This is a genomic window from Streptomyces sp. NPDC007025 (assembly GCF_042869455.1).
GTDB lineage: Bacteria > Actinomycetota > Actinomycetes > Streptomycetales > Streptomycetaceae > Streptomyces.
The window spans coordinates 426,019-444,051 of record NZ_JBIAFT010000005.1; the positions used below are offsets into that span (position 1 = coordinate 426,019).

Annotated in this window: 15 protein-coding genes; 4 read left to right on the forward strand and 11 right to left on the reverse strand. The window is 72.9% G+C overall.

Features of this window, described 5'->3' with window-relative positions; all coding sequences use genetic code 11:
• Nucleotides 1–294 precede the first annotated feature (294 nt).
• The gene (locus tag ACFYMO_RS12945; protein WP_366773277.1) at nucleotides 295–591 is read right to left on the reverse strand and encodes a hypothetical protein; all 297 of its coding nucleotides are present in this window, start codon (nucleotides 589–591) and stop codon (nucleotides 295–297) included.
• Nucleotides 592–957: 366 nt separating this feature from the next.
• Nucleotides 958–1,200, reverse strand: a complete 243-nt coding sequence (locus ACFYMO_RS12950; RefSeq protein ID WP_366773276.1) for a hypothetical protein — start codon at nucleotides 1,198–1,200, stop codon at nucleotides 958–960.
• 824 nt (nucleotides 1,201–2,024) lie between these two features.
• Here ACFYMO_RS12950 and upp point away from each other — a divergent pair.
• A complete protein-coding gene (upp, locus tag ACFYMO_RS12955) occupies nucleotides 2,025–2,657 on the forward strand; it encodes a uracil phosphoribosyltransferase (RefSeq protein WP_366773275.1) in 633 nt (210 codons plus the stop codon).
• A 183-nt stretch (nucleotides 2,658–2,840) separates the two neighbouring features.
• Here the strand turns inward: upp and ACFYMO_RS12960 are convergent, their stop codons facing one another.
• From ACFYMO_RS12960 to ACFYMO_RS12970, 3 genes are all read right to left on the reverse strand, one after another.
• Nucleotides 2,841–3,560 carry a LytR C-terminal domain-containing protein gene (locus tag ACFYMO_RS12960; protein ID WP_366773274.1) on the reverse strand — a complete coding sequence of 240 codons (720 nt, stop codon included), beginning with the start codon at nucleotides 3,558–3,560 and terminating at the stop codon, nucleotides 2,841–2,843.
• A 226-nt stretch (nucleotides 3,561–3,786) separates the two neighbouring features.
• Entirely contained in the window at nucleotides 3,787–4,083 is a 297-nt protein-coding gene (locus tag ACFYMO_RS12965; protein WP_003999914.1) for a type II toxin-antitoxin system VapB family antitoxin, read from the reverse strand.
• A 255-nt stretch (nucleotides 4,084–4,338) separates the two neighbouring features.
• Nucleotides 4,339–5,994, reverse strand: coding sequence for a M28 family metallopeptidase (locus tag ACFYMO_RS12970; protein WP_366773273.1), 1,656 nt, complete (start codon nucleotides 5,992–5,994; stop codon nucleotides 4,339–4,341).
• A gap of 386 nt (nucleotides 5,995–6,380) precedes the next feature.
• Here ACFYMO_RS12970 and ACFYMO_RS12975 point away from each other — a divergent pair, with 386 nt between their 5' ends.
• A complete protein-coding gene (locus ACFYMO_RS12975; RefSeq protein WP_388546095.1) occupies nucleotides 6,381–7,595 on the forward strand; it encodes a DedA family protein in 1,215 nt (404 codons plus the stop codon).
• 388 nt (nucleotides 7,596–7,983) lie between these two features.
• Here ACFYMO_RS12975 and ACFYMO_RS12980 read toward each other — a convergent pair whose 3' ends face one another.
• From ACFYMO_RS12980 to ACFYMO_RS12995, 4 genes are all read right to left on the reverse strand, one after another.
• On the reverse strand, nucleotides 7,984–9,567 hold the full coding sequence (locus tag ACFYMO_RS12980; protein WP_366773317.1) for a tripartite tricarboxylate transporter permease: 1,584 nt from the start codon (nucleotides 9,565–9,567) through the stop codon (nucleotides 7,984–7,986).
• A 2-nt stretch (nucleotides 9,568–9,569) separates the two neighbouring features.
• Entirely contained in the window at nucleotides 9,570–10,346 is a 777-nt protein-coding gene (locus ACFYMO_RS12985; RefSeq protein WP_366773271.1) for a tripartite tricarboxylate transporter TctB family protein, read from the reverse strand.
• On the reverse strand, nucleotides 10,343–11,326 hold the full coding sequence (locus tag ACFYMO_RS12990) for a tripartite tricarboxylate transporter substrate binding protein (RefSeq protein WP_366773270.1): 984 nt from the start codon (nucleotides 11,324–11,326) through the stop codon (nucleotides 10,343–10,345). The genes ACFYMO_RS12985 and ACFYMO_RS12990 overlap by 4 nt, the downstream gene beginning before the upstream one ends.
• 244 nt (nucleotides 11,327–11,570) lie before the next feature.
• Nucleotides 11,571–11,939, reverse strand: coding sequence for an STAS domain-containing protein (locus ACFYMO_RS12995; protein WP_366773269.1), 369 nt, complete (start codon nucleotides 11,937–11,939; stop codon nucleotides 11,571–11,573).
• 356 nt (nucleotides 11,940–12,295) lie between these two features.
• Here ACFYMO_RS12995 and ACFYMO_RS13000 point away from each other — a divergent pair, with 356 nt between their 5' ends.
• Both ACFYMO_RS13000 and ACFYMO_RS13005 read left to right on the forward strand, forming a co-directional pair.
• Complete coding sequence (locus ACFYMO_RS13000) at nucleotides 12,296–12,892, forward strand: cupin domain-containing protein (protein WP_388546100.1); 597 nt, start codon at nucleotides 12,296–12,298, stop codon at nucleotides 12,890–12,892.
• Entirely contained in the window at nucleotides 12,889–13,650 is a 762-nt protein-coding gene (locus ACFYMO_RS13005; protein ID WP_366773267.1) for an SDR family oxidoreductase, read from the forward strand. Before ACFYMO_RS13000 ends, ACFYMO_RS13005 begins: the two co-directional genes overlap by 4 nt.
• A 129-nt stretch (nucleotides 13,651–13,779) precedes the next feature.
• Here ACFYMO_RS13005 and ACFYMO_RS13010 read toward each other — a convergent pair whose 3' ends face one another.
• Both ACFYMO_RS13010 and ACFYMO_RS13015 read right to left on the reverse strand, forming a co-directional pair.
• Nucleotides 13,780–16,185 carry an ATP-binding cassette domain-containing protein gene (locus tag ACFYMO_RS13010; RefSeq protein ID WP_388546103.1) on the reverse strand — a complete coding sequence of 802 codons (2,406 nt, stop codon included), beginning with the start codon at nucleotides 16,183–16,185 and terminating at the stop codon, nucleotides 13,780–13,782.
• Between the two features lie 144 nt (nucleotides 16,186–16,329).
• Entirely contained in the window at nucleotides 16,330–17,925 is a 1,596-nt protein-coding gene (locus ACFYMO_RS13015; RefSeq protein ID WP_388546106.1) for a hypothetical protein, read from the reverse strand.
• Nucleotides 17,926–18,033: the final 108 nt, after the last annotated feature.

Sequence of the window (18,033 nt, forward strand, 5' to 3'; positions counted from 1 at the left end):
CCACTGATTCAAGATGTGCCCGAGTGCTGACGAGGACCGTGCCCCGCCCCATCGGAATCGTGGCAGAAACCTGCGCCGTGCGAAGGGTCTTCGGCAGTGCGTCGTCGTGCTGTTTGCCCGACTGTTGCCCAAACGTTTACCCCGCGCTCGCCTGCATCGACCCAGTGTGACAAGCCGCCACTCAGTGCGGTTCGTGCGGTTGTGTCGCCGGGGTGCCGCGTGGCGGGGCCCTGTGGGCGGCCGTCGCGCCGCGGGCCGGTCCTCGTCCGTGGAGGGGCTCGGCGGCGGAGGGGCTCACCAGCGGAAGGCTCGCATCCGCAGCGCCTGCCGGCGTCGGCGCACCGCTCGCGACCGGCGGGGATGGACGCGTTCGCGCAGCTCCTTCGCCTCGTTCAGCTCGCGGAGGAAGCGTGCGCGGCGGCGCAGCCGCTCGGCGTCCGTGTCGCGGTCCCCCTCCGTCCGGAGCTCCGACTGCGTACGAGGGTCCCCGCGGCGGTCGGGTTCCGTGCGGGCGCCCGATCCCGGGTGCGGCCTGGATGGCCTTCCCGGACGTCGGCGCGCTCGCTGCCCGGGCTCACGTGGCTCTGACATATGCACCTCCGGTGTAGAGCCACCTTCCCCGGTCCGCCGGGCGTATGCCAGTGCGCCCCGGCGCATCCGGCCATGGTGCGTACCGCGTAGCGGTCGGTGCCATCCCCGCCCCCGGCCCCCGGCGCGGTTGGGTACGGCGCGCGCCGGGTGGGTGCGCCGGGCGCCGCGGTACCGGGTAGGCGGGTGCCGGAGGGAGCCACGTGCCTCAGTGGTCCGCCTGCGACGAACGACTTGCCGCTGCCGGGCCGCTGATCAGCCACACCCCGGACAGCCCGGGTTGGCCACGGCACACGGGCTTGCCCGGGCACGGAAGTCGTGTGAGCTGTCCTCGCTCGAACCGTGCCCGGGCAAGCCCGTGGGGGTCTGTCAGTACCAGCGGAAGAAGTACTTGCCGTTGGACAGCTGGGTGCAGGTGTAGCCGTGCAGTGCACCCTTCTGGGCCATCGTGTTGCCGTATTCCAGACAGGCCCGGTAGCTGCCGTCGCCGATCACGCCTGTCCAGGGCCTGATCGGCGACGCGGCCGCGGCGCCGGCGCCGAGCAGGGAGATTCCCATGGCCGCCGCCAGGCTGCCTGCGGCGAGGGCGGCCTTACGCTTCGTCGTGTGCATTCTTCTCCAGTTCTGGATTGCGTCCCTGTGCCCGCCCGCGATGCGCTGACCGCCCCGGGCTGCGCCTGAACGGATCCTCGTGGAGTCCGGGCGACGCCGGGGAAAACGCTGCGCATGGACGCGTCCGGCCTGGTGTGGCCGCTGACGGTCGAGGCCGGAGACAAGTGGAGATGTCGTCTCCGCTCCGCGCGGAGGCGTCAACGCGTCGCGTGCACAACGCATTCGACTTCCCGGGCGGTACGGGTTGATGTCGCATTCAACGTATGTGGAGTGAAGCGCGCGAGCAACTCCTGTGCCATAAAAGGAAGTTAATGGATCGATAGAGCCGGGAACTTTCGGGGTGGTTCATCCCGGAACTCTCGGGGGGTGTCGGGCAATCGCCGGGTACTGCCGTCCTGTTTTGCTTGTTGCCCGGTCGCTTCGATTTGCCAGGAGCGATGCCCCAAAAGAAATGAAGGATTGCCCGTTCATTCATGTGCTGTGCCCGCCTCGGGTCCGCTTTCGACGAAGGGGAAGACGTCCGGAAAGCCGGCCGGGGAGGCGGGAGGACGGGGCGGAAGATGCCGCCGCCGGGCCGTCCGGCTTGCGGGGCGGAGGCCGCAGCCGGTGATTCGTGCCCGGGTCGCGGCCGAGCCGTGACCGCGCCGAGCAGGGCGCTCCTCGACAGCCGACGGGCGGGGCGGATGTGCCGTGGTGCGTGATCGCCGAGCGCGTACGCAACTGCTGTGCGCGGTCGGCCGGTGCCCGCGCACGGGGGCTCGGTAACCTGGAGACCCAGGGCCGCTGCGCGGCCTTCGCTGCTGTTCAGGCCCTTGGAGGACATTTTGCGTTTGCAGGTCGTCGACCACCCCCTGGTCGCGCACAAGCTCACCACCCTGCGCGACGCGCGCACCGACTCACCGACCTTCCGCCGCCTCGCGGACGAGCTGGTGACGCTGCTGGCGTACGAGGCCACCCGCGACGTGCGCGTCGAGGAGGTCGGGGTCACCACGCCGGTGACCGACACCACCGGCGTGCAGCTGTCCCGGCCCCGCCCGCTGGTGGTGCCGATCATCCGCGCCGGGCTCGGCATGCTGGAGGGCATGGTCCGGCTGCTGCCGACGGCCGAGGTCGGTTTCCTCGGGATGATCCGCGACGAGGAGACACTCCAGGCGTCGACCTACGCGAACCGGATGCCCGACGACCTGTCCGGGCGGCAGGTCTACGTCCTCGACCCGATGCTGGCCACCGGCGGCACACTCGTCGCCGCGATCCAGGAGCTGATCCGGCGCGGCGCCGACGACGTGACCGCGCTGTGCCTGCTGGCCGCGCCCGAAGGGGTCGCCGTCATGGAACGGGACCTGGCCGGTACACCGGTGACCGTCGTGACCGCCTCGGTCGACGAGCGCCTCAACGAACAGGGCTTCATCGTGCCGGGCCTGGGCGACGCCGGCGACCGGATGTACGGCACCGTCTGACCGGTCCGTCCGTCCGGGCGGTCCGTCCGTCCGTCTGATCCGTCCGTCCGGCCCGTCCGGCAGGTCCCTGCGGCCGCGGCCGATCGCGGACCCGGCTGCTCGGCTGTGGCTCCCGCCCGGGGCGCGCGTCTCCCGGAAGCCTGACGCGGCCGGTCGCGTCACGCAGGCCCGCGGGGCGGGGGCTCAGCAGGCCGAGGGTGACGCTCCCGGCTTTCCGGGCTCTCCCGGACCCGCCGCGGGCCCGGCCAGTTCGGCCAGGGCCGCGGTGGCGGCCTTCTTCTTCGCCAGGTCCTCGAAGCCGTTGCCGAGGACCAGGTCCACGTCCTTGCCGTCCCGCTCGTCGTACCGGGTCTCGGTGTGCGCGAGCTGGGTGCCCAGGACGTGCATGCGGTCGGAGGTCGACGCGCCGGGGGCCCCGACGAGGAAGGCGGCCTTCTTGATCTTCTTGTCGAACTCCGGCGGGGCGTTGCCGATCCTGCCGATCCTGAAGCCGCGTTTCTTCAGCTCGTCGGCCGTGTCCTTGGCCAGTCCGCTGCGCGAGGTGGCGTTGAGGACGTTCACGGTGATGTCGCCGGGTTCGGGGAGGTCTTCGCCTCCCGCGGCCTTCTTGCTCTCCGGCTTGCCCTCCGCGGCCTTCCTGCCGCTGGTGCGGGCCTCCGCGGCGGGGGCGGCCGAGGCGCATTTCGCCCCCTTGCCCGGGCGGTCGGCGGCCTTGGCCGGGCCGCTGCCGGCGAAGATGCCGATGACCTGGAGCGCGCCCCATCCCAGTACCGCCGCGGCCAGCACCGAGGCCAGTGAGGCGGCGACGATCCGCCCCCACCTGCGCGGTCTGCGCATCCGCGGGTAGCGGTCACCCCTGATGCGGTACTTCCCGCCCAGGCCCGGGGGAGTGAGCATGCTCATGTGCGCAGGGTAGTGGCCGGATGCAGTACTGCCTACTAGATGATCAAAGGCTTCTCGCCGCGCCCGCGACGCGTACCCGAACGGAGGAACGCGAGGAGCCTCCGGTTGCCGAATCGAGAGCGTGGCCGGGAGGGTTCGGGCGCGGCTCGTGGGTGGCTGATCCGGCGCGGCCGCGGGCAGCGCGGCGGCCGGCGGCGCGGTGGACGGCTCGGTCGCGGAGCTGTGCTCAGTCCAGTTCGAGGACGCGTGCGTGCAGCACCTGGCGCTGCTGGAGCGCCGCGCGCACCGCGCGGTGCAGTCCGTCCTCCAGATACAGGTCGCCCTGCCACTTCACGACGTGGGCGAACAGATCGCCGTAGAACGTCGAATCCTCCGCGAGCAGCGTCTCCAGGTCGAGCTGGCCCTTGGTGGTGACGAGCTGGTCAAGGCGCACCGGGCGCGGGGCCACATCCGCCCACTGACGGGTGCTCTCCCGGCCATGGTCGGGGTACGGCCGCCCGTTTCCGATTCGCTTGAAGATCACACGGAAAGCCTACCGGGCCACCGGTACCGGGCGCAGCCCTGTGCCGGTGGTGCAATCCGGGCGATTCGCCGGTAAAGCGGAGAGAAAGTGGGCAGACCGTGGACGGGCGGTGGAGAAGCGCATGGCGAATCCGCCGGGGCGAGGAGGGGTGCGGCGCCGCCGCATTGTCCACAGCCTGTGGACAATGCGGCGGCGCGGCCGTACGGGCGCCGGACGCCGAGCGCCCGGCGCCGCACGCGGACCGCCGGGCCCGGGTCAGCGGATCAGGCGGGCGCCCTTGTACGGGCCCGTGACCGGCTTCCCGGCCGCGGACGGGGCGCTGTCGGCCGACTCCGTGGCGGCCAGACGCTGGGTTGCCGGGCGGTCGGTGCCGCGCGGCAGCGCACTGGTGTCCCACGCGTAGTGGCCGACGGCGTTCGCGATGGCCTTGACGTTCAGGTCGAAGGCGCGGGGGTCGACGTTCCCCAGGGTGTCGCATGCCTGGTGGTAGCAGCCGTCGTAGGCCTCTCCGGCCGTGCCGCCCCACAGCTTCTGCTCCTCGGCGGTCTTGATCCCCTCGGCGCCGGTGAACGTGCCGCCCGAGGGGATACCCGCCTCGATGAACGGACCGTAGTCGGAGCGGCCGGTGAAGTCGGTGCCGCGGGTCTCCGTCCCGCGGGTGGCGAGGAAGTCCACCAGATCCTTCTCCAGCACCGCCGAGCCCTCCGGACCGGGACCCGCGCCCGTGCCGTCGGAGTCGTCTCCGTCGTACGCGAACATCCCGTAGTTGGGGCTCGCGATCATGTCGAAGTTCAGATACAGCGAGATCTTCCCGCGTTCGGCGGCCGACAGCTCCGACACGTAGTGCTCGGCGCCGAGCAGACCCAGCTCCTCGGCGCTCCACAGCGCGAAGCGGACCTTGTTCGCGTGCTTGCCCTTGTGGTCGGCCCTGGCCAGCTGGAGGGCGGTCTCCAGGACACCCGCCGAGCCGGAGCCGTTGTCGTTGATGCCGGGGCCCTCGGGGACGGAGTCGAGGTGGGCGCCGAGCATCACCGTGTTGTCCGGGTCGCCGCCGCGGGTCTCCGCGACGACGTTCTGCGTGGTGCGTTGCTCCTGGTGCTCGCGCACCTCCAGGTTGACGGTGACGTCGCCGTCCGCGGCCTGCCCGGCGAGCGCCTCACCGTCGGCCAGCGTGATGCCGCCGGTGGGGATGCGGGCGGCGTCGGGGCTGCCGAGGGTGCCGTTGAGCGCGCCCTCCTCGTTGTTGTAGACCACCGCGCCGACCGCGCCCGCGTCGGCGGCGGTCGCCTGCTTCTGCGCGAACGTGCAGCCGCCCCGCTTGATCAGCGCGATCCTGCCGTCGAACGCGCCCTGTGCGTAGTCGCCGGCCTCGCAGCCCGTGGTGCCGTCCGCGTCGACCGGAACCACCGCGACCGGGGCCTCGACGCCGCCCTCGGGGGTGCTCTTCGTGTAGGTCATCAGCGTGATCGGGACGTCGCGCTGGTTCGGCCCGAGTACGGAGAGCTTCTCGGCGAGGGTCTCGCGGAAGGTGAACTCGAACTTCTGATAGGTGACCTTGTAGCCGGCCGCCTTGAGCAGGGTGCCCGCGTAGCGCGCGGAGCGGTCGTGGCCCGCGGAGCCGGCGCCGCGGTTGCCGTCGCTGAAGTGGGCGATGGCGCTGAGCGCCGCCAGGTGCTTGCGGGCACCGTGCCCGCTGGTGCGCCGGACCAGTTTCCTGGCCAGCTTGTCGGCCTTCTTCGCGGACTGCTTCGCGGACTGCCGGGGCGGCTTCCGGTCGGCTGCGGACTGCTCAGCGGCTGCGGGGGACGAGATCAGCAGCAGCGGGGTGGCCAGCGCGGTCGCGGCCAGGGCTGCCACGGATCTGTGGCGCAGCGCGCGCGAGGAGCGGGGGGAGCGGAGCGGTACGGACACAGTCGTGGTCCTTTCGGGAACGGCTGTTCGGCGTGTGGTGCTCACTGGTGCTCCATGCCCGCGCGTCCGGGATCCGGACGCGCGGACTCGGTGAGAGGGAAGCTAGTGGCCGACGGGCCCCGAGGGAACGCCTGTGCGTGTACCGCCGCGTCGCCCGGCGGGTACGCGACCCGTTCGGACTTCCGTCCCGGCCCCTGTTCCGGCTCACGGTCCCGGCTTCCGGCTCCGGTGTGCGGCCCCGGGAACCCGGGCCGGGAACGCAGGGGGCGGGGAACCGCGTTGGTAGCGTGTAGCGTCCGATACCGCCTGTGTGCCGTTTCTGCGCGCCGCCCGCCGGCCCGCCGGCCGGGAGACCCCCGCCCCGCGCCCCTGATCAGGAGCCTTCCGTGACCAACCTCGCACTAGGACCCAGCTGGCTGGATCCGGACTTCCTGATCCAGACCTTCGGCCCGGTCGGGATCCTGGCGATCGTCTTCGCGGAGTCGGGCCTGCTCATCGGCTTCTTCCTGCCCGGTGACTCACTCCTGTTCACCACGGGGCTCCTGATCGTCACCGACCAGCTCCACATGCCGCTGTGGCTGATGTGCCTGCTGATCGTGCTTGCCGCAGTGCTGGGCGACCAGGCTGGATACCTGTTCGGCAAGAAGGTGGGGCCGACGCTCTTCAAGCGGCCCGACTCGCGGTTCTTCAAGCAGGAGAACGTCGAGAAGGCGCACGAGTTCTTCGAGAAGCACGGCCCGAAGTCGCTGGTGCTGGCCCGGTTCGTACCGATCGTGCGGACGTTCACCCCGATCATCGCCGGTGTCAGCCGGATGCGGTACCGGTCCTTCGTCCTCTTCAACGTCATCGGCGGCACCCTGTGGGGCGCGGGTGTCACCCTGCTGGGCGCGGCGCTGGGACAGATCGACCTGGTGCACGAGCACATCGAGTCGTTCCTCGTCGGCATCGTGCTGCTGTCGGTCCTCCCGATCGTGATCGAGTACCTGCGCAGCCGCCGCAAGGGCGGTGCCGCCGACACCGAGGACGAGGCGCCGGGCTCCCCCGGCCGCGCGCAGGACCACCCTCCGGCCCCTGGCGCGCCCGGCGCTCCCTATGGCGCCTCCGGACACCATCCGGGCGCCGTCGGCAATCACCCGGGCGCCCCCGGCGGACCGGGGCAGGGCCGTCCCGGCCAGGGACCGCACCAGGGCCAAGGCGCATATCAGGGTCAGGACCCGTACCAGGGGCACGGCGCGTATCAGGGACCCGGTCCGTACCAGGGCCAGGGCGGCCAGGCGGCGCCCGGCCACGGACCCGGCGGCGGGATGATGCCTCCGGGTGCTTCGGGTGCGTACGGCAGCAGCCATCCGCTTCCGCCCGAGGTCCCGTACGGCGCCTCCGGCGGCGGCGCGCCGCAGGGCACTCCGTACGGCGGCGCGGCGCCTGGGGGCTCCCAGGTTCCCCAGGACCCCTATGGCGCGGGTGCGGGGGCGCAGAACCCGCACGGCGGTGCGCCGGGTCCGTACGACGACGGCGCGGCGCCGCAGGGCCCGCCCGCCCCGCCCGAGGACCCGTCCGCTCCCCAGAACCGCACCGGGCGCGGTCGGCACGCCCGCCGCTGAGACACGTCCGGCGGATCGGCTGAGGGGCTGAGGGGGCCGAGGAGGCCCGGGTCCTCGCACTCCCGAGCAGCCCGGCCCTGCTCAGGAGGCCGGGGTCAGGGCGTCAGGGTGCCGGAGAACAACTCAAGGCCGGCCTCGCGGTCGCCGTGCCAGGCGACTGCCGCGCTGGTCCGACGGCTCGGAAGTGCCCGGAAGTGCCCGGATGCGGGTCGGAGGCGGGCCGGACGAGGAGTGGACGAGGAACGGACGTTCCAGGCGAGTCGCGCCACGGGCACGTGAGCCGCGTGGGTGAGCCACGTACGCGCTGGGGGTGCGCAGACCGCGTCCCGTCCCGGACGGGGGACCGGGACGGGACGCTCTGGCTCAGCGGGATGCGTCGTCGGGGGACTCAGTCCCCGCTCACGGCGCGGTCCTTCTCGTTCTTCCCGCCAGTCCCGTCCACGCGCGTGGCGCCCTCCCCGTCCGTGTCCGCAGACGGTGCGGGACCGCCGCGCCGCGCGGGCAGCAGGCGCTTCAGCAGGGGCCACAGCAGGACGGTCGCGATCACCGTGTAGACGGTGACGGAGAACGGGGTGTCGACCAGTCCCGTGACGTTCCCGTCGCTGATCTGGAGTGCCCTGCGCAGCTGTTGCTCGGCGTTGGGGCCGAGGATGACGCCGATGATCGCGGGGAGCACCGGCAGCCCGTAGCGCCGCATCAGCAGGCCGAGGAGCCCGATGACGAGGAGGATGACCACGTCGACGGCCTGGCCGCCGACCGCGTAGGCACCGACCGCCGCGAAGAAGAGGATGCCCGCGTACAGGTAGGGGCGCGGGACGCGCAGCAGCTTGGACCAGACGGGCGCCAGCGGCAGGTTGAGGACGAGCAGCATCGCCATCCCGATGAAGAGCGAGGCGATCAGCCCCCACACCAGTTCGGGTTCCCGCTCGAAGAGCAGCGGGCCCGGCTGGATGCCGTACTGCTGGAAGGCGGCGAGCATCACGGCGGCGACAGCGGTCGTCGGCAGCCCGAGCGTCAGCATCGAGACGAGCGTGCCCGCCGCCGAGGCGGAGGCGGCCGACTCGGGTCCGGCGACGCCCTCGACGGCGCCCTTGCCGAACTCCTTGCGGTGCTTCGAGAGCCGCTTCTCGGTGATGTAGGAGAGGAAGGTGGGGATCTCCGCGCCGCCTGCCGGGATCGCCCCGAAGGGGAAACCGATGAGCGGCCCGCGCAGCCACGGCTTCCAGGTGCGCCGCAGTTCGTCGCGGCCCAGCCACGGGCGGCCCACCGGGATGGAGGTGCCGGGGTCGCGCCGCAGGTGCGCGGCGACCCACAGGGCCTCGCCGATGGCGAAGAGGCCGACCGCGACGATCACGACGTCGATGCCGTCCGAGAGTTGCAGGCTGCCGAAGGTCAGCCGCTGCTGGCCGGTCATCTGGTCCAGGCCGACCAGCCCCAGGGTCAGGCCGATCAGCAGGGAGGCGAAGCCGCGGACGCGGGAGGAGCCGAGGACGGAGGTGACGGCGATGAAGGCCAGCACCATGATGGCGAAGTAGTCGGGGGCGCCGATGTCCACCGCCAGGCTCGCCACGGTCGGGGCGAGCAGGACGAGGAGGACGGTGCCGATCATGCCGCCCGCGAAGTGCCCGACGGCCGCGGCGGCCAGGGCCTGGGAGCCGCGTCCGGCCTTGGCCATCGGGTTGCCTTCGATGGCGGCGATCACCGCCGCGCTCTCCCCGGGGGTGTTGAGCAGGATGGAGGTCGTCGAGCCGCCGAACATCCCGCCGTAGTAGATCCCGGCGAACATGATGAACGCGGCGGTCGGGTCGAGGCCGTAGGTGACGGGCAGCAGCAGCGCGACAGCCATCGCGGGGCCGATGCCCGGCAGGACGCCGATGGCGGTGCCCAGCAGCACGCCCACGGCCGCCCACAGCAGGTTGAGCGGGGTCAGCGCGGTGCCGAAGCCGTCGATCAGGGAGTTGACGGAATCCATGGTCACATCACTCCCATCAGGGGTCCGCCCGGCAGATGGACGCCGAGGAGGAGGTGGAAGACCGTGTAGGTCAGCAGGGACAGCCCGGCCGCGATCAGCGGGTCGCGGGTGAGGGCATGGCGGCGGCTGCCCAGCGTGAAGGCCGAGCCCCAGAAGAGCAGGGCGCCCGCGAGGGGGAAGCCGAGCGGCTCGATCAGCGCGGCGAAGGCGAGGAAGACTCCGGCGAGGAGCGCGACGGTACGCCAGTCGTCCGGCTCGTCCTCCTCCGCGTCGACCGCTCCGGCTGCGTCCTTCCCGTCCTTCCTGTCCTCCGCGTCCGGTTGCGCGGTGCGTGGGCTCCCCTGCCCCGGTACCGCGGCCGCCTCGCTCCCCTGCTCCGGTACCGCGGCCGCCTCGCACCCCGGCTCCGGGTGCGGGGTCTCCGCCTCCGCGTCCCCGGGCTCCGGGAGCGTCGTCGCACCGCCTCCGGCCGTGGTGTCTTCGGTGGCGCCGCGCAGGACGTCGACGGTGAGCACGACGGAGACGACCAGCAGGGCCGTCCCGACGACGAGGGGGACCGTGCGGGGGCCGACCGGGCCGCGGGCCGAGGCGACGGTGTCCATGGTGAGCGCGTCGCCCAGCACGAGGACGCCGACGGCCAGCAGCAGGGCGCACAGTCCGAGTTCGGAGTAGCCGCGGCGCCGGGCGGCGCCGGATCCGGTTCGGGTTCTCCCCTGCTGCCGGTCGGCCCGCGGGCTGCGCGGGAGGCGGGGGGACCGGGTGCTGTTCGCGTCGCTCACTGTCCCAGCTCCTTCAGGACGGTGTTCACGCGCTCGTCCTCGCGCTTGAGGAAGCGGCCGTACTTGTCGCCCGGCAGCCAGGCGTCCTCCCAGCCGTTGGTCCGCAGCGAGGCGCGCCACTGCTCGGAGCGCCGCAACTCGCTCATGAACCGCACGAGTTTGTCCCGTTGGGCTTCGGAGAGCCCGGGCGGCGCCATCATGCCGCGCCAGTTGGTGAACTCCACGTCGACGCCGGACTCCTTGAGGGTGGGCGCGTCGAAGCCCGCGGCCCGCTTCGGGCCGGTGACGGCGAGCAGCCGCAGCTCGCCGGATTCGATCTGGTCGCGGTACTCGCCCAGGCCGGAGACGCCGAAGGCGACTTTGCCGCCCAGCACGGAGGCCAGCAGCTCGCCGCCGCCGTCGAACGGCACGTAGTTGACCTCCTTGGTCCCGATCCCCGCCGCGCGGGCCATCAGCATCGGTGCGAGATGGTCGGGTCCGCCCGGTGAGGATCCGCCGCCGACCGGCATGGCGCCCGGGTGTTTCTTCCAGTCGGCCAGGAGCTGCCGGAACGTCTTGTACTTGGAGTTCTTGGCGACGACCACGATGTCGGGCTCCTCCGTGAGCCGGGCGACGGGTGTCGCGTCGGCGAGGGTGGAGGGCGCGTCGTTGGTGTGGACGGCACCGACCACACCGAGGCCCATGGACATCGTCAGCTTGCCGTTGCCGCGCTCGTTGACGAGCCGGCTGAGGCCGACGGTGCCGCCGGCACCGGGCAGGTTGTAGACCTCGATGTTGTGGTTGAGGCCGGCGTCCTCGGCGTTCTTCGCCGCCGTACGGGCGGTGATGTCGTAGCCGCCGCCGGGGGTGTTGGGCACCATGAAGCGCAGACCGGGGATGTTCGTGCCGCCCGAGGCACCACTGCCGGAAGTGATCAGCGGGGGTACGAGCAGTACGACCGCTGCGGCGGCCAGAGGGGAGAGCAGGGCGCGCGAGCGCACGCGGAACACCGCCTTTCCGAGGCAGTCCGGGGGGACAGGTGGGGAAGGCCCACATGCTGCCCGGGCGGCGGGGCGGTGTCTGCCCTCGTACAGCAAGAAAAGTATTGGTCGTTGTGGTCGTTGTGGTCCCGTTCCCGGGGCGGCCGGAGCAGGGTGCCGGCCGGGTACGGGGAGGGTGGTGCGGCGGTGCGCGGCCCGGTGGCTCCTCCGGCCCGCTGCCGCGGCGGAGGCGGGGGCCGGGGGCTCAGCGCAGGTCTTCGGCGGGAGGCAGGGCCGCGTCGAGGGCGTCGACGGAGGGGTAGCGGGGCAGGGACCGGCCCAGTTCCAGCCGCCGCAGCAGCCTGCCGACCGGCATCTGCCCGCAGAGCAGCACCAGCCAGCCCTCCCGGGCGAGCGCGGTCGAGCGGGCCCGCAGCAGGACGCGGAGCACCGAGCAGTCCAGGAACGTCACGTCCCGCATGTCCAGGACGACCCGGGGCGGCACGGTGTCCGAGAGGGCCCGGACCAGGTCGCTCTCCAGCTCGGGCAGCGTCGCGATGTCCAGTTCGCCCCTCGCGCGTACGGTCCGGAACCGGGCGGAGCCCGGGGTGTCGGAGCGCGGGACGGCGACCATCGAAGACCCCTTCCACTGTCGGGCGGTACGGAGGGCTGGGCGGAGCGGGCGGGTGGTGCGGCGACAGGACAAGGGGCGACGGGGTGAGGGGGCGAGGGAGATGAGGGGTGGTGGTGCGACGCGGGCGCCGATCGGGCCGTACGTGCGCGACGCGTCCGGCGGTACGGCCGTTCGGCCGGGTCCGGGGCCGAACATGTGCACTCTAAACATGTCCCGGGGCTGCTGAGGCACGAGTGCGGACACCGAACCCTTCAGTGCCTCGATCTCACCCGTCCGAGTGACAGCAGGGTGCTGCGGAGCCGGGAGGGGCGCATGGAGGGCGCATGGCGGATGTGCCGCCGGGGCAGGGCTGAGGAATGCGACGCGAGGCGGGAGACGAGGCACGCGCGACAGCGGAGGCACTGGCAGCGCACTACGGACTGGAGCCGCTGCCGCGCGAGGGCGGCAGGTTCCGGCGGCTGTGGGCGGGTCCCGAACGGGGCGACGGCCGGCCGGAGGGCTCCGCGATCGTGCTGCTGCTGACCGATGCCCCGGACGACTACTGCGCGCTGCACCGGCTGCCCTCCGACGAAGTGTGGCACCACTATCTGGGCTCCCCGCTGGAGTTGCTGCTGCTCGGGCCCGAGGGCACGGCGAGGACGTCGGTGCTCGGGTCCGACGTGCTGGGTGCGGGGCACCATGTGCAGTTCACGGTGCCCGCCGGTACCTGGATGGCAGCCCGCGTCGCCCGGCGCGCGACGGACGACCCGGGACCGGACGACCCGGGACCGGGCCAGTCGGGAGCGGGCGGGCCGGGGCCCGGCGAGCCGCGGGGCCGGGCGGGCGCGTGGACGCTGTTCGGTTGCACGATGGCCCCTGGCTACACCGATGCGGACTACGAGCACGGCGATGCGGAGGCCCTGGTCCGTGCGTACCCCGAGCACGCCGGGCTGATCCGGGAGCTGGCCCGATGAGCGCGGCGCCGGGGCGCACGGTGCTGGTGACGGGCGCCTCCGGCGGCATCGGGCGCGGTATCGCGCTGCGGTTCGCGGCTGCGGGCGCACCGGTGGCGGTGCACTACCGCGGTGATCCGGAGGGGGCCCGCGCGACCGTCGCCGCGATCGAGCGGGACGGCGGCGAAGCGCTGGCCCTGCACGGTGAACTGGCCACGGAGGAGGGCTGCCGCGCCGTGGTGGCCGAGGCGGCCGGGTGGCGCGCCGCGGGGCTGGGCGCGCTGGTCAACAACGCGGGGGTGCAGCCCGTGCGCGAGCTGGCCGGGATGACGGTCCAGGAGTGGCGCGCGGTCGTCGACACCAACCTCTCCAGCGTCTTCTCCTGCACTCAGGTGGCGGCTCCGCTGCTGGCGGAGCGCGGCGGCGGCAGCGTCACGCACATCGCCTCCGTCGAGGCGGCGCAGCCCGCGCCGGGGCACGCGCACTACGCCGCGTCCAAGGCCGCGATCGTCGCGCACGCCAGGGCCGCCGCGCTGGAGTACGGGCCGCTCGGGGTGCGGGTGAACACCGTCTCGCCGGGACTGGTGGCGCGGGACGGCATCGAGGAGGAGTGGCCCGAAGGGGTCCGGCGTTGGCGCGCGGCAGCGCCGGACGGGCGGCTGGGTGCCGCGGAGGACGTGGGGGACGCGTGCGTGTTCCTCGCCTCGCCGCGGGCCCGCTGGATCAACGGGCACGATCTCGTGCTGGACGGCGGGGTGTCGGCCCGGCCCTCGTGGTGACCTCGCCCTCGTGGTGACCCGGCCCCTTGGTGCCTGGCCGACACGCCCGGACCCGGTCCCGGTGATGACCTGGCCGGCACCCCGCACGGTCGCGGAGCGCGGAGCGCCGGGTGAGCGCCCCAGATCGGCTCAGTCGGCGGGCTGTGCGGCCTGCGCTCCGACATAGGCGCGCAGGTGCTGCGCCGTCAGGGTGTCGCCCTTGGCGACGAGTTCGGCGGGCGATCCGGTGAACAGCACCTCCCCGCCGTCGTGCCCGCCGCCAGGACCGAGGTCGATGATCCAGTCCGCGTGGGCCATCACCGCCTGGTGGTGCTCGATGACGACGACCGAGTTGCCGTCCTCGACCAGCTGGTCCAGCAGCGCCAGCAGTTGGTCGACGTCGGCCATGTGCAGCCCCGTCGTCGGCTCGTCCAGGACGTAGGTCGCGGCCTTCTCGGCCATGTGGATGGCCAGTTTCAGCCGCTGGCGCTCGCCGCCGGAGAGGGTGTTGAGCGGCTGCCCCAGCCGCAGATAGCTCAGGCCGACGTCCGTGAGGCGGCCCAGGATCGCGGCGGCCTGCCCGGTGGGGAGGAACGCGGCCGCCTCGGCCACCGACATGCCCAGCACTTCACTGATGTTCTTGCCACGCAGCGTGTACTCCAGCACCGCCGGGGTGAAGCGTTTGCCCTCGCAGTCCTCGCACACCGAGGAGACGCCGGCCATCATCGCCAGATCCGTCCAGACGAGCCCGATGCCGTTGCAGTTCGGGCAGGCACCCGCAGAGTTGGCCGAGAACAGCGCCGGCTTGACGCCGTTGGCCTTGGCGAAGGCCGTGCGGATGGGCCCGAGCAGCCCGGTGTAGGTGGCCGGATTGCTGCGGCGGGAGCCGCGGATGGGGGACTGGTCGGCCACCCGTACGCCGTCCCGCCCGGAGAGGTAGCCGTGGATCAGGGAGCTCTTGCCGGACCCCGCCACGCCCGTGACGACGGTGAGGACGCCCAGCGGGATGTCCACGTCGACGTTCTTGAGGTTGTGCAGATCCGCTCCGGTGATCCGGACCGCGCCCTTGGGCTCACGGACGGTCTCGCGCAGCCGGGCGCGGTGGTGGAGATGGCGGCCGGTGAGCGTCCCGGAGGCGCGCAGCCCGGGCACGTCACCCTCGTAGCAGATCCGGCCGCCCTCGGTGCCCGCGCCGGGACCGAGGTCGACGACGTGGTCGGCGACGGCGACGACCTCCGGCTTGTGCTCGACCACCAGGACGGTGTTGCCCTTGTCGCGCAGGAGCAGCAGCAGTTCGTTCATCCGCTGGATGTCGTGCGGGTGCAGGCCGATGGTGGGTTCGTCGAAGACGTAGGTGACGTCGGTGAGGCTGGAGCCGAGGTGGCGCACCATCTTGACGCGCTGCGCCTCGCCGCCGGAGAGGGTCCCGGCCGGGCGGTCCAGGCTCAGATACCCCAGCCCGATGTCGACCAGGGAGTCGAGCGTCTGGCAGAGCGCGTCGCGCAGCGGTGCGACGTTGGCGTGCCCGCCGCTCGACGCGTGCTGCTCCCCTTCCCCGGAGTCCCCGGAGTCCCCGGAGTCCCCGGAGTCCCGGCCATCCCCGGACGGCCGGGAGCCCGGGGCGGTGTCGGCCAGTCCGCGGACGAACGGGGCGAGGTCGCTGATCTGCATCGCGGCGCAGTCGGCGATGTTCCGCCCGCCGATCCGGGAGGAGAGCGCCGCCTGGCCGAGCCGGCTGCCGCCGCACGCCGGGCAGTCGGTGTAGACGACGGCCCGGTCGACGAACTCCCGTATGTGGGACTGCAACGCCTCCCGGTCCTTGGACAGGTAGGTGCGCCGGATGCGGGCGACCACACCCTCGTAGGTGAGGTTGGAGGTGCCGACCTTGACCTTCGTCATCGGCTGGTACAGCAGCGCGTCCCACTCCTGCGGGGTGAAGTCGCGCACCTTCTTGTCCGGGTCGAAGAATCCGCAGTTGACGACCACCTGCCAGAACCAGCTGTCCACCGCGAACCCCGGTGCGGTGAGCGCTCCCTCGCGTACGGACAGCCCGGCATCGACGATCTGCTCGATGTCGATCGTCGTGGTCCGGCCCAGTCCCTCGCACTCGGCGCACATGCCCTCGGTGCTGTTGAAACTGAACGCGGTCGCGGGGCCGACGTACGGGGTGCCCAGGCGGCTGAAGAGGATCCGCAGCATCGTGTAGGCGTCGGTGGCGGTGCCCACGGTGGAGCGGGAGTTGGCTCCCATCCGCTCCTGGTCGACGACGATCGCCGCGCTCAGGTTGCGCAGGCTGTCCACGTCGGGGCGGCCCAGGCTCGGCATGAACGACTGGACGAACGCCGTGTACGTCTCGTTGATCAGCCGCTGCGACTCCGCCGCGACCGTTCCGAAGACGAGCGAGGACTTTCCCGACCCCGAGACTCCGGTGAAGACCGTCAGCCTGCGCTTGGGCAGGTCGAGGGAGACGTCCGCGAGATTGTTCTCGCGCGCTCCGCGCACTTCGATGACGGTGTGGTTGTCGGCGGGTGTCAGCGGCGTGTTCTGGGCCGGCATCCTGCTTCTCCTAGGTTCCCGGCCGGCGACCCGCGCCGGCCGGCGCAACGGAAGTGCTCGACCGGCCAGCCTAGGGAAGGGGTGTGACAATCGGTGCGGCTCGCCGGCCGGTCAGCGTCGGCTCGCCAGCGGTCGGCCGCGGGCTCACCAGCCGGTCAGCAGCAGGTGGTTGACCGCCAGCGCGGTCGCCGCCTGGGCCGCCAGCCAGTACCGCGCCCCCCGCCGCGGCAGCAGCGCCGCCGCGGGCAGCAGCCAGGTGAGGAAGGGCAGCCAGATCCGCTCGGTCTCGGCCTTGCTCATGCCGGACAGGTCGGCGACGGCGATCGTCAGCACCGCGGCGGCCACCACCGCCGCGAGCCGCGCCCGGCTGTCCGGACCGGCCGCCGCGAGCTCGCCGTCCGGCTGCCGGGCCCGCAGCCGTACGGCGGCCCGCCGCCCGGTCCGCGCCGCGGACACCAGCGCACGCCGCGCCCCGGCGACCGCGGCGGGGCCGGAAGCGGTGACGGCGCAGGCGAGATTGCCCCACACCCAGTAGCTGTACGGCCGGATGCGCGCGGCCCCTTCGTAGTAGCGCTCGGTCAGCAGCCGGTAGCCCTCCCACCAGTTGAAGCCCGCGAGGGTGAAGGCGGCCGCCACCACGGCGACCCCGGCCAGCACCCACGGCAGGGGCCGCAGGGTGCGGGACAGCGCGAGCACGGTGAGGCCGAGCAGGGCGCACAGGGTCAGTCCGTACGACAGGTAGCAGGTGAGCCCGAACAGCAGCCCGGCGGCGAACGCGACGGAGCGCGGCGCGCGGACCGTGCCGGTACCCGAGCGGGCGGCCAGGGCGAGGAGGGCCAGCGCCCAGGCGGCCACCGCGGTGAAGTAGCCGTCCGCGGAGACCCCCACCCACACGGCGGTGGGTGCCAGGACGAGGAACGGTGCCGCGCTGCGGGCGTGCTCCTCGTCCGTGAGTGCGCGCAGGGCCACCAGGACGGCGGCCGCGGCGGACGCGCCGACGGTGATGACCCAGGTGGAGGCCCACGGGCCGCCGCCGAGCCCCATCCGGTCGAGTCCGACGAAGGTGAGCACCGCGGCGGGCGGGTGGCCCGCCACATGGGGCACCCAGTTGTCCGGGGAGTGCAGCAGGATGTGATCGGTGAAGGTGCGCAGCGCGGCACCGGCGTCCGCGAACCGGTCGATCTCCTGGAGGTACTCGTAGGCTGACGTCAGCTGGTTCTCCACGCCCCGGTGCCAGCCGTCCACCATCGCCAGCGACCAGATCCAGGCCATGGAGGCGAGCCAGACCGCGGGCAGCAGCCGCCGCCACCGCAGCCGTGCGGCCAGCGCGGGCCCGTAGCCCAGCACGGCTCCGGCCACCAGCAGCGCGGCCGGCGTACCCGGGCCCACGTGCGGTTCCAGGTGGGCGTAGTAGGGCGGCCAGTGGACCCGCAGGGTGCCGTGTTCCCGCTCGATGGCGCCGCCGATGACGACGGCCGCGGTCACCAGTGCCCCGGCCGCCGCCACGACGGCCAGGTCGGGGCGCAGCCCGCGCGGCCACGCCCCGGGGCCCCGCCACCGGGAGCGGGTGCGCGGGACGGTCCCGGCCCCGCGCTGGTGCGGGGCCCGGGCGCCGCCGGGCGCGCGCGCCCCCGGGGCGTGCGTTGTGCGCCCCTGCTGGTGGTCGGGCGCGTCCGGGGCTCCGGGTGCGGATCCGGCCTCGGCGCTGTCCGGGCGGGTGGAGGAGGGTTCGGCAGCCACAGGGGCACGTTAGGCCGCGCGGGGCCGTACGGGGGCCACCAGGGGAGGATGTCAGCGTTTCGTCATGGGTTCCGGGCCCCCGCGGAGCCGTGCGTGCGCATACGGTCG

Excerpts from the sequence above, each read along its gene's own strand:
- ACFYMO_RS13010 (WP_388546103.1), bottom strand. The coding sequence starts at position 16,185 with ATGCCGGCCCAGAACACGCCGCTGACACCCGCCGACAACCACACCGTC.
- ACFYMO_RS12950 (WP_366773276.1), bottom strand. The coding sequence starts at position 1,200 with ATGCACACGACGAAGCGTAAGGCCGCCCTCGCCGCAGGCAGCCTGGCG.
- ACFYMO_RS13005 (WP_366773267.1), top strand. The coding sequence starts at position 12,889 with ATGAGCGCGGCGCCGGGGCGCACGGTGCTGGTGACGGGCGCCTCCGGC.
- ACFYMO_RS12960 (WP_366773274.1), bottom strand. The coding sequence starts at position 3,560 with ATGAGCATGCTCACTCCCCCGGGCCTGGGCGGGAAGTACCGCATCAGG.
- ACFYMO_RS12995 (WP_366773269.1), bottom strand. The coding sequence starts at position 11,939 with ATGGTCGCCGTCCCGCGCTCCGACACCCCGGGCTCCGCCCGGTTCCGG.
- ACFYMO_RS12945 (WP_366773277.1), bottom strand. The coding sequence starts at position 591 with ATGTCAGAGCCACGTGAGCCCGGGCAGCGAGCGCGCCGACGTCCGGGA.
- ACFYMO_RS13000 (WP_388546100.1), top strand. The coding sequence starts at position 12,296 with ATGCGACGCGAGGCGGGAGACGAGGCACGCGCGACAGCGGAGGCACTG.
- ACFYMO_RS12980 (WP_366773317.1), bottom strand. The coding sequence starts at position 9,567 with ATGGATTCCGTCAACTCCCTGATCGACGGCTTCGGCACCGCGCTGACC.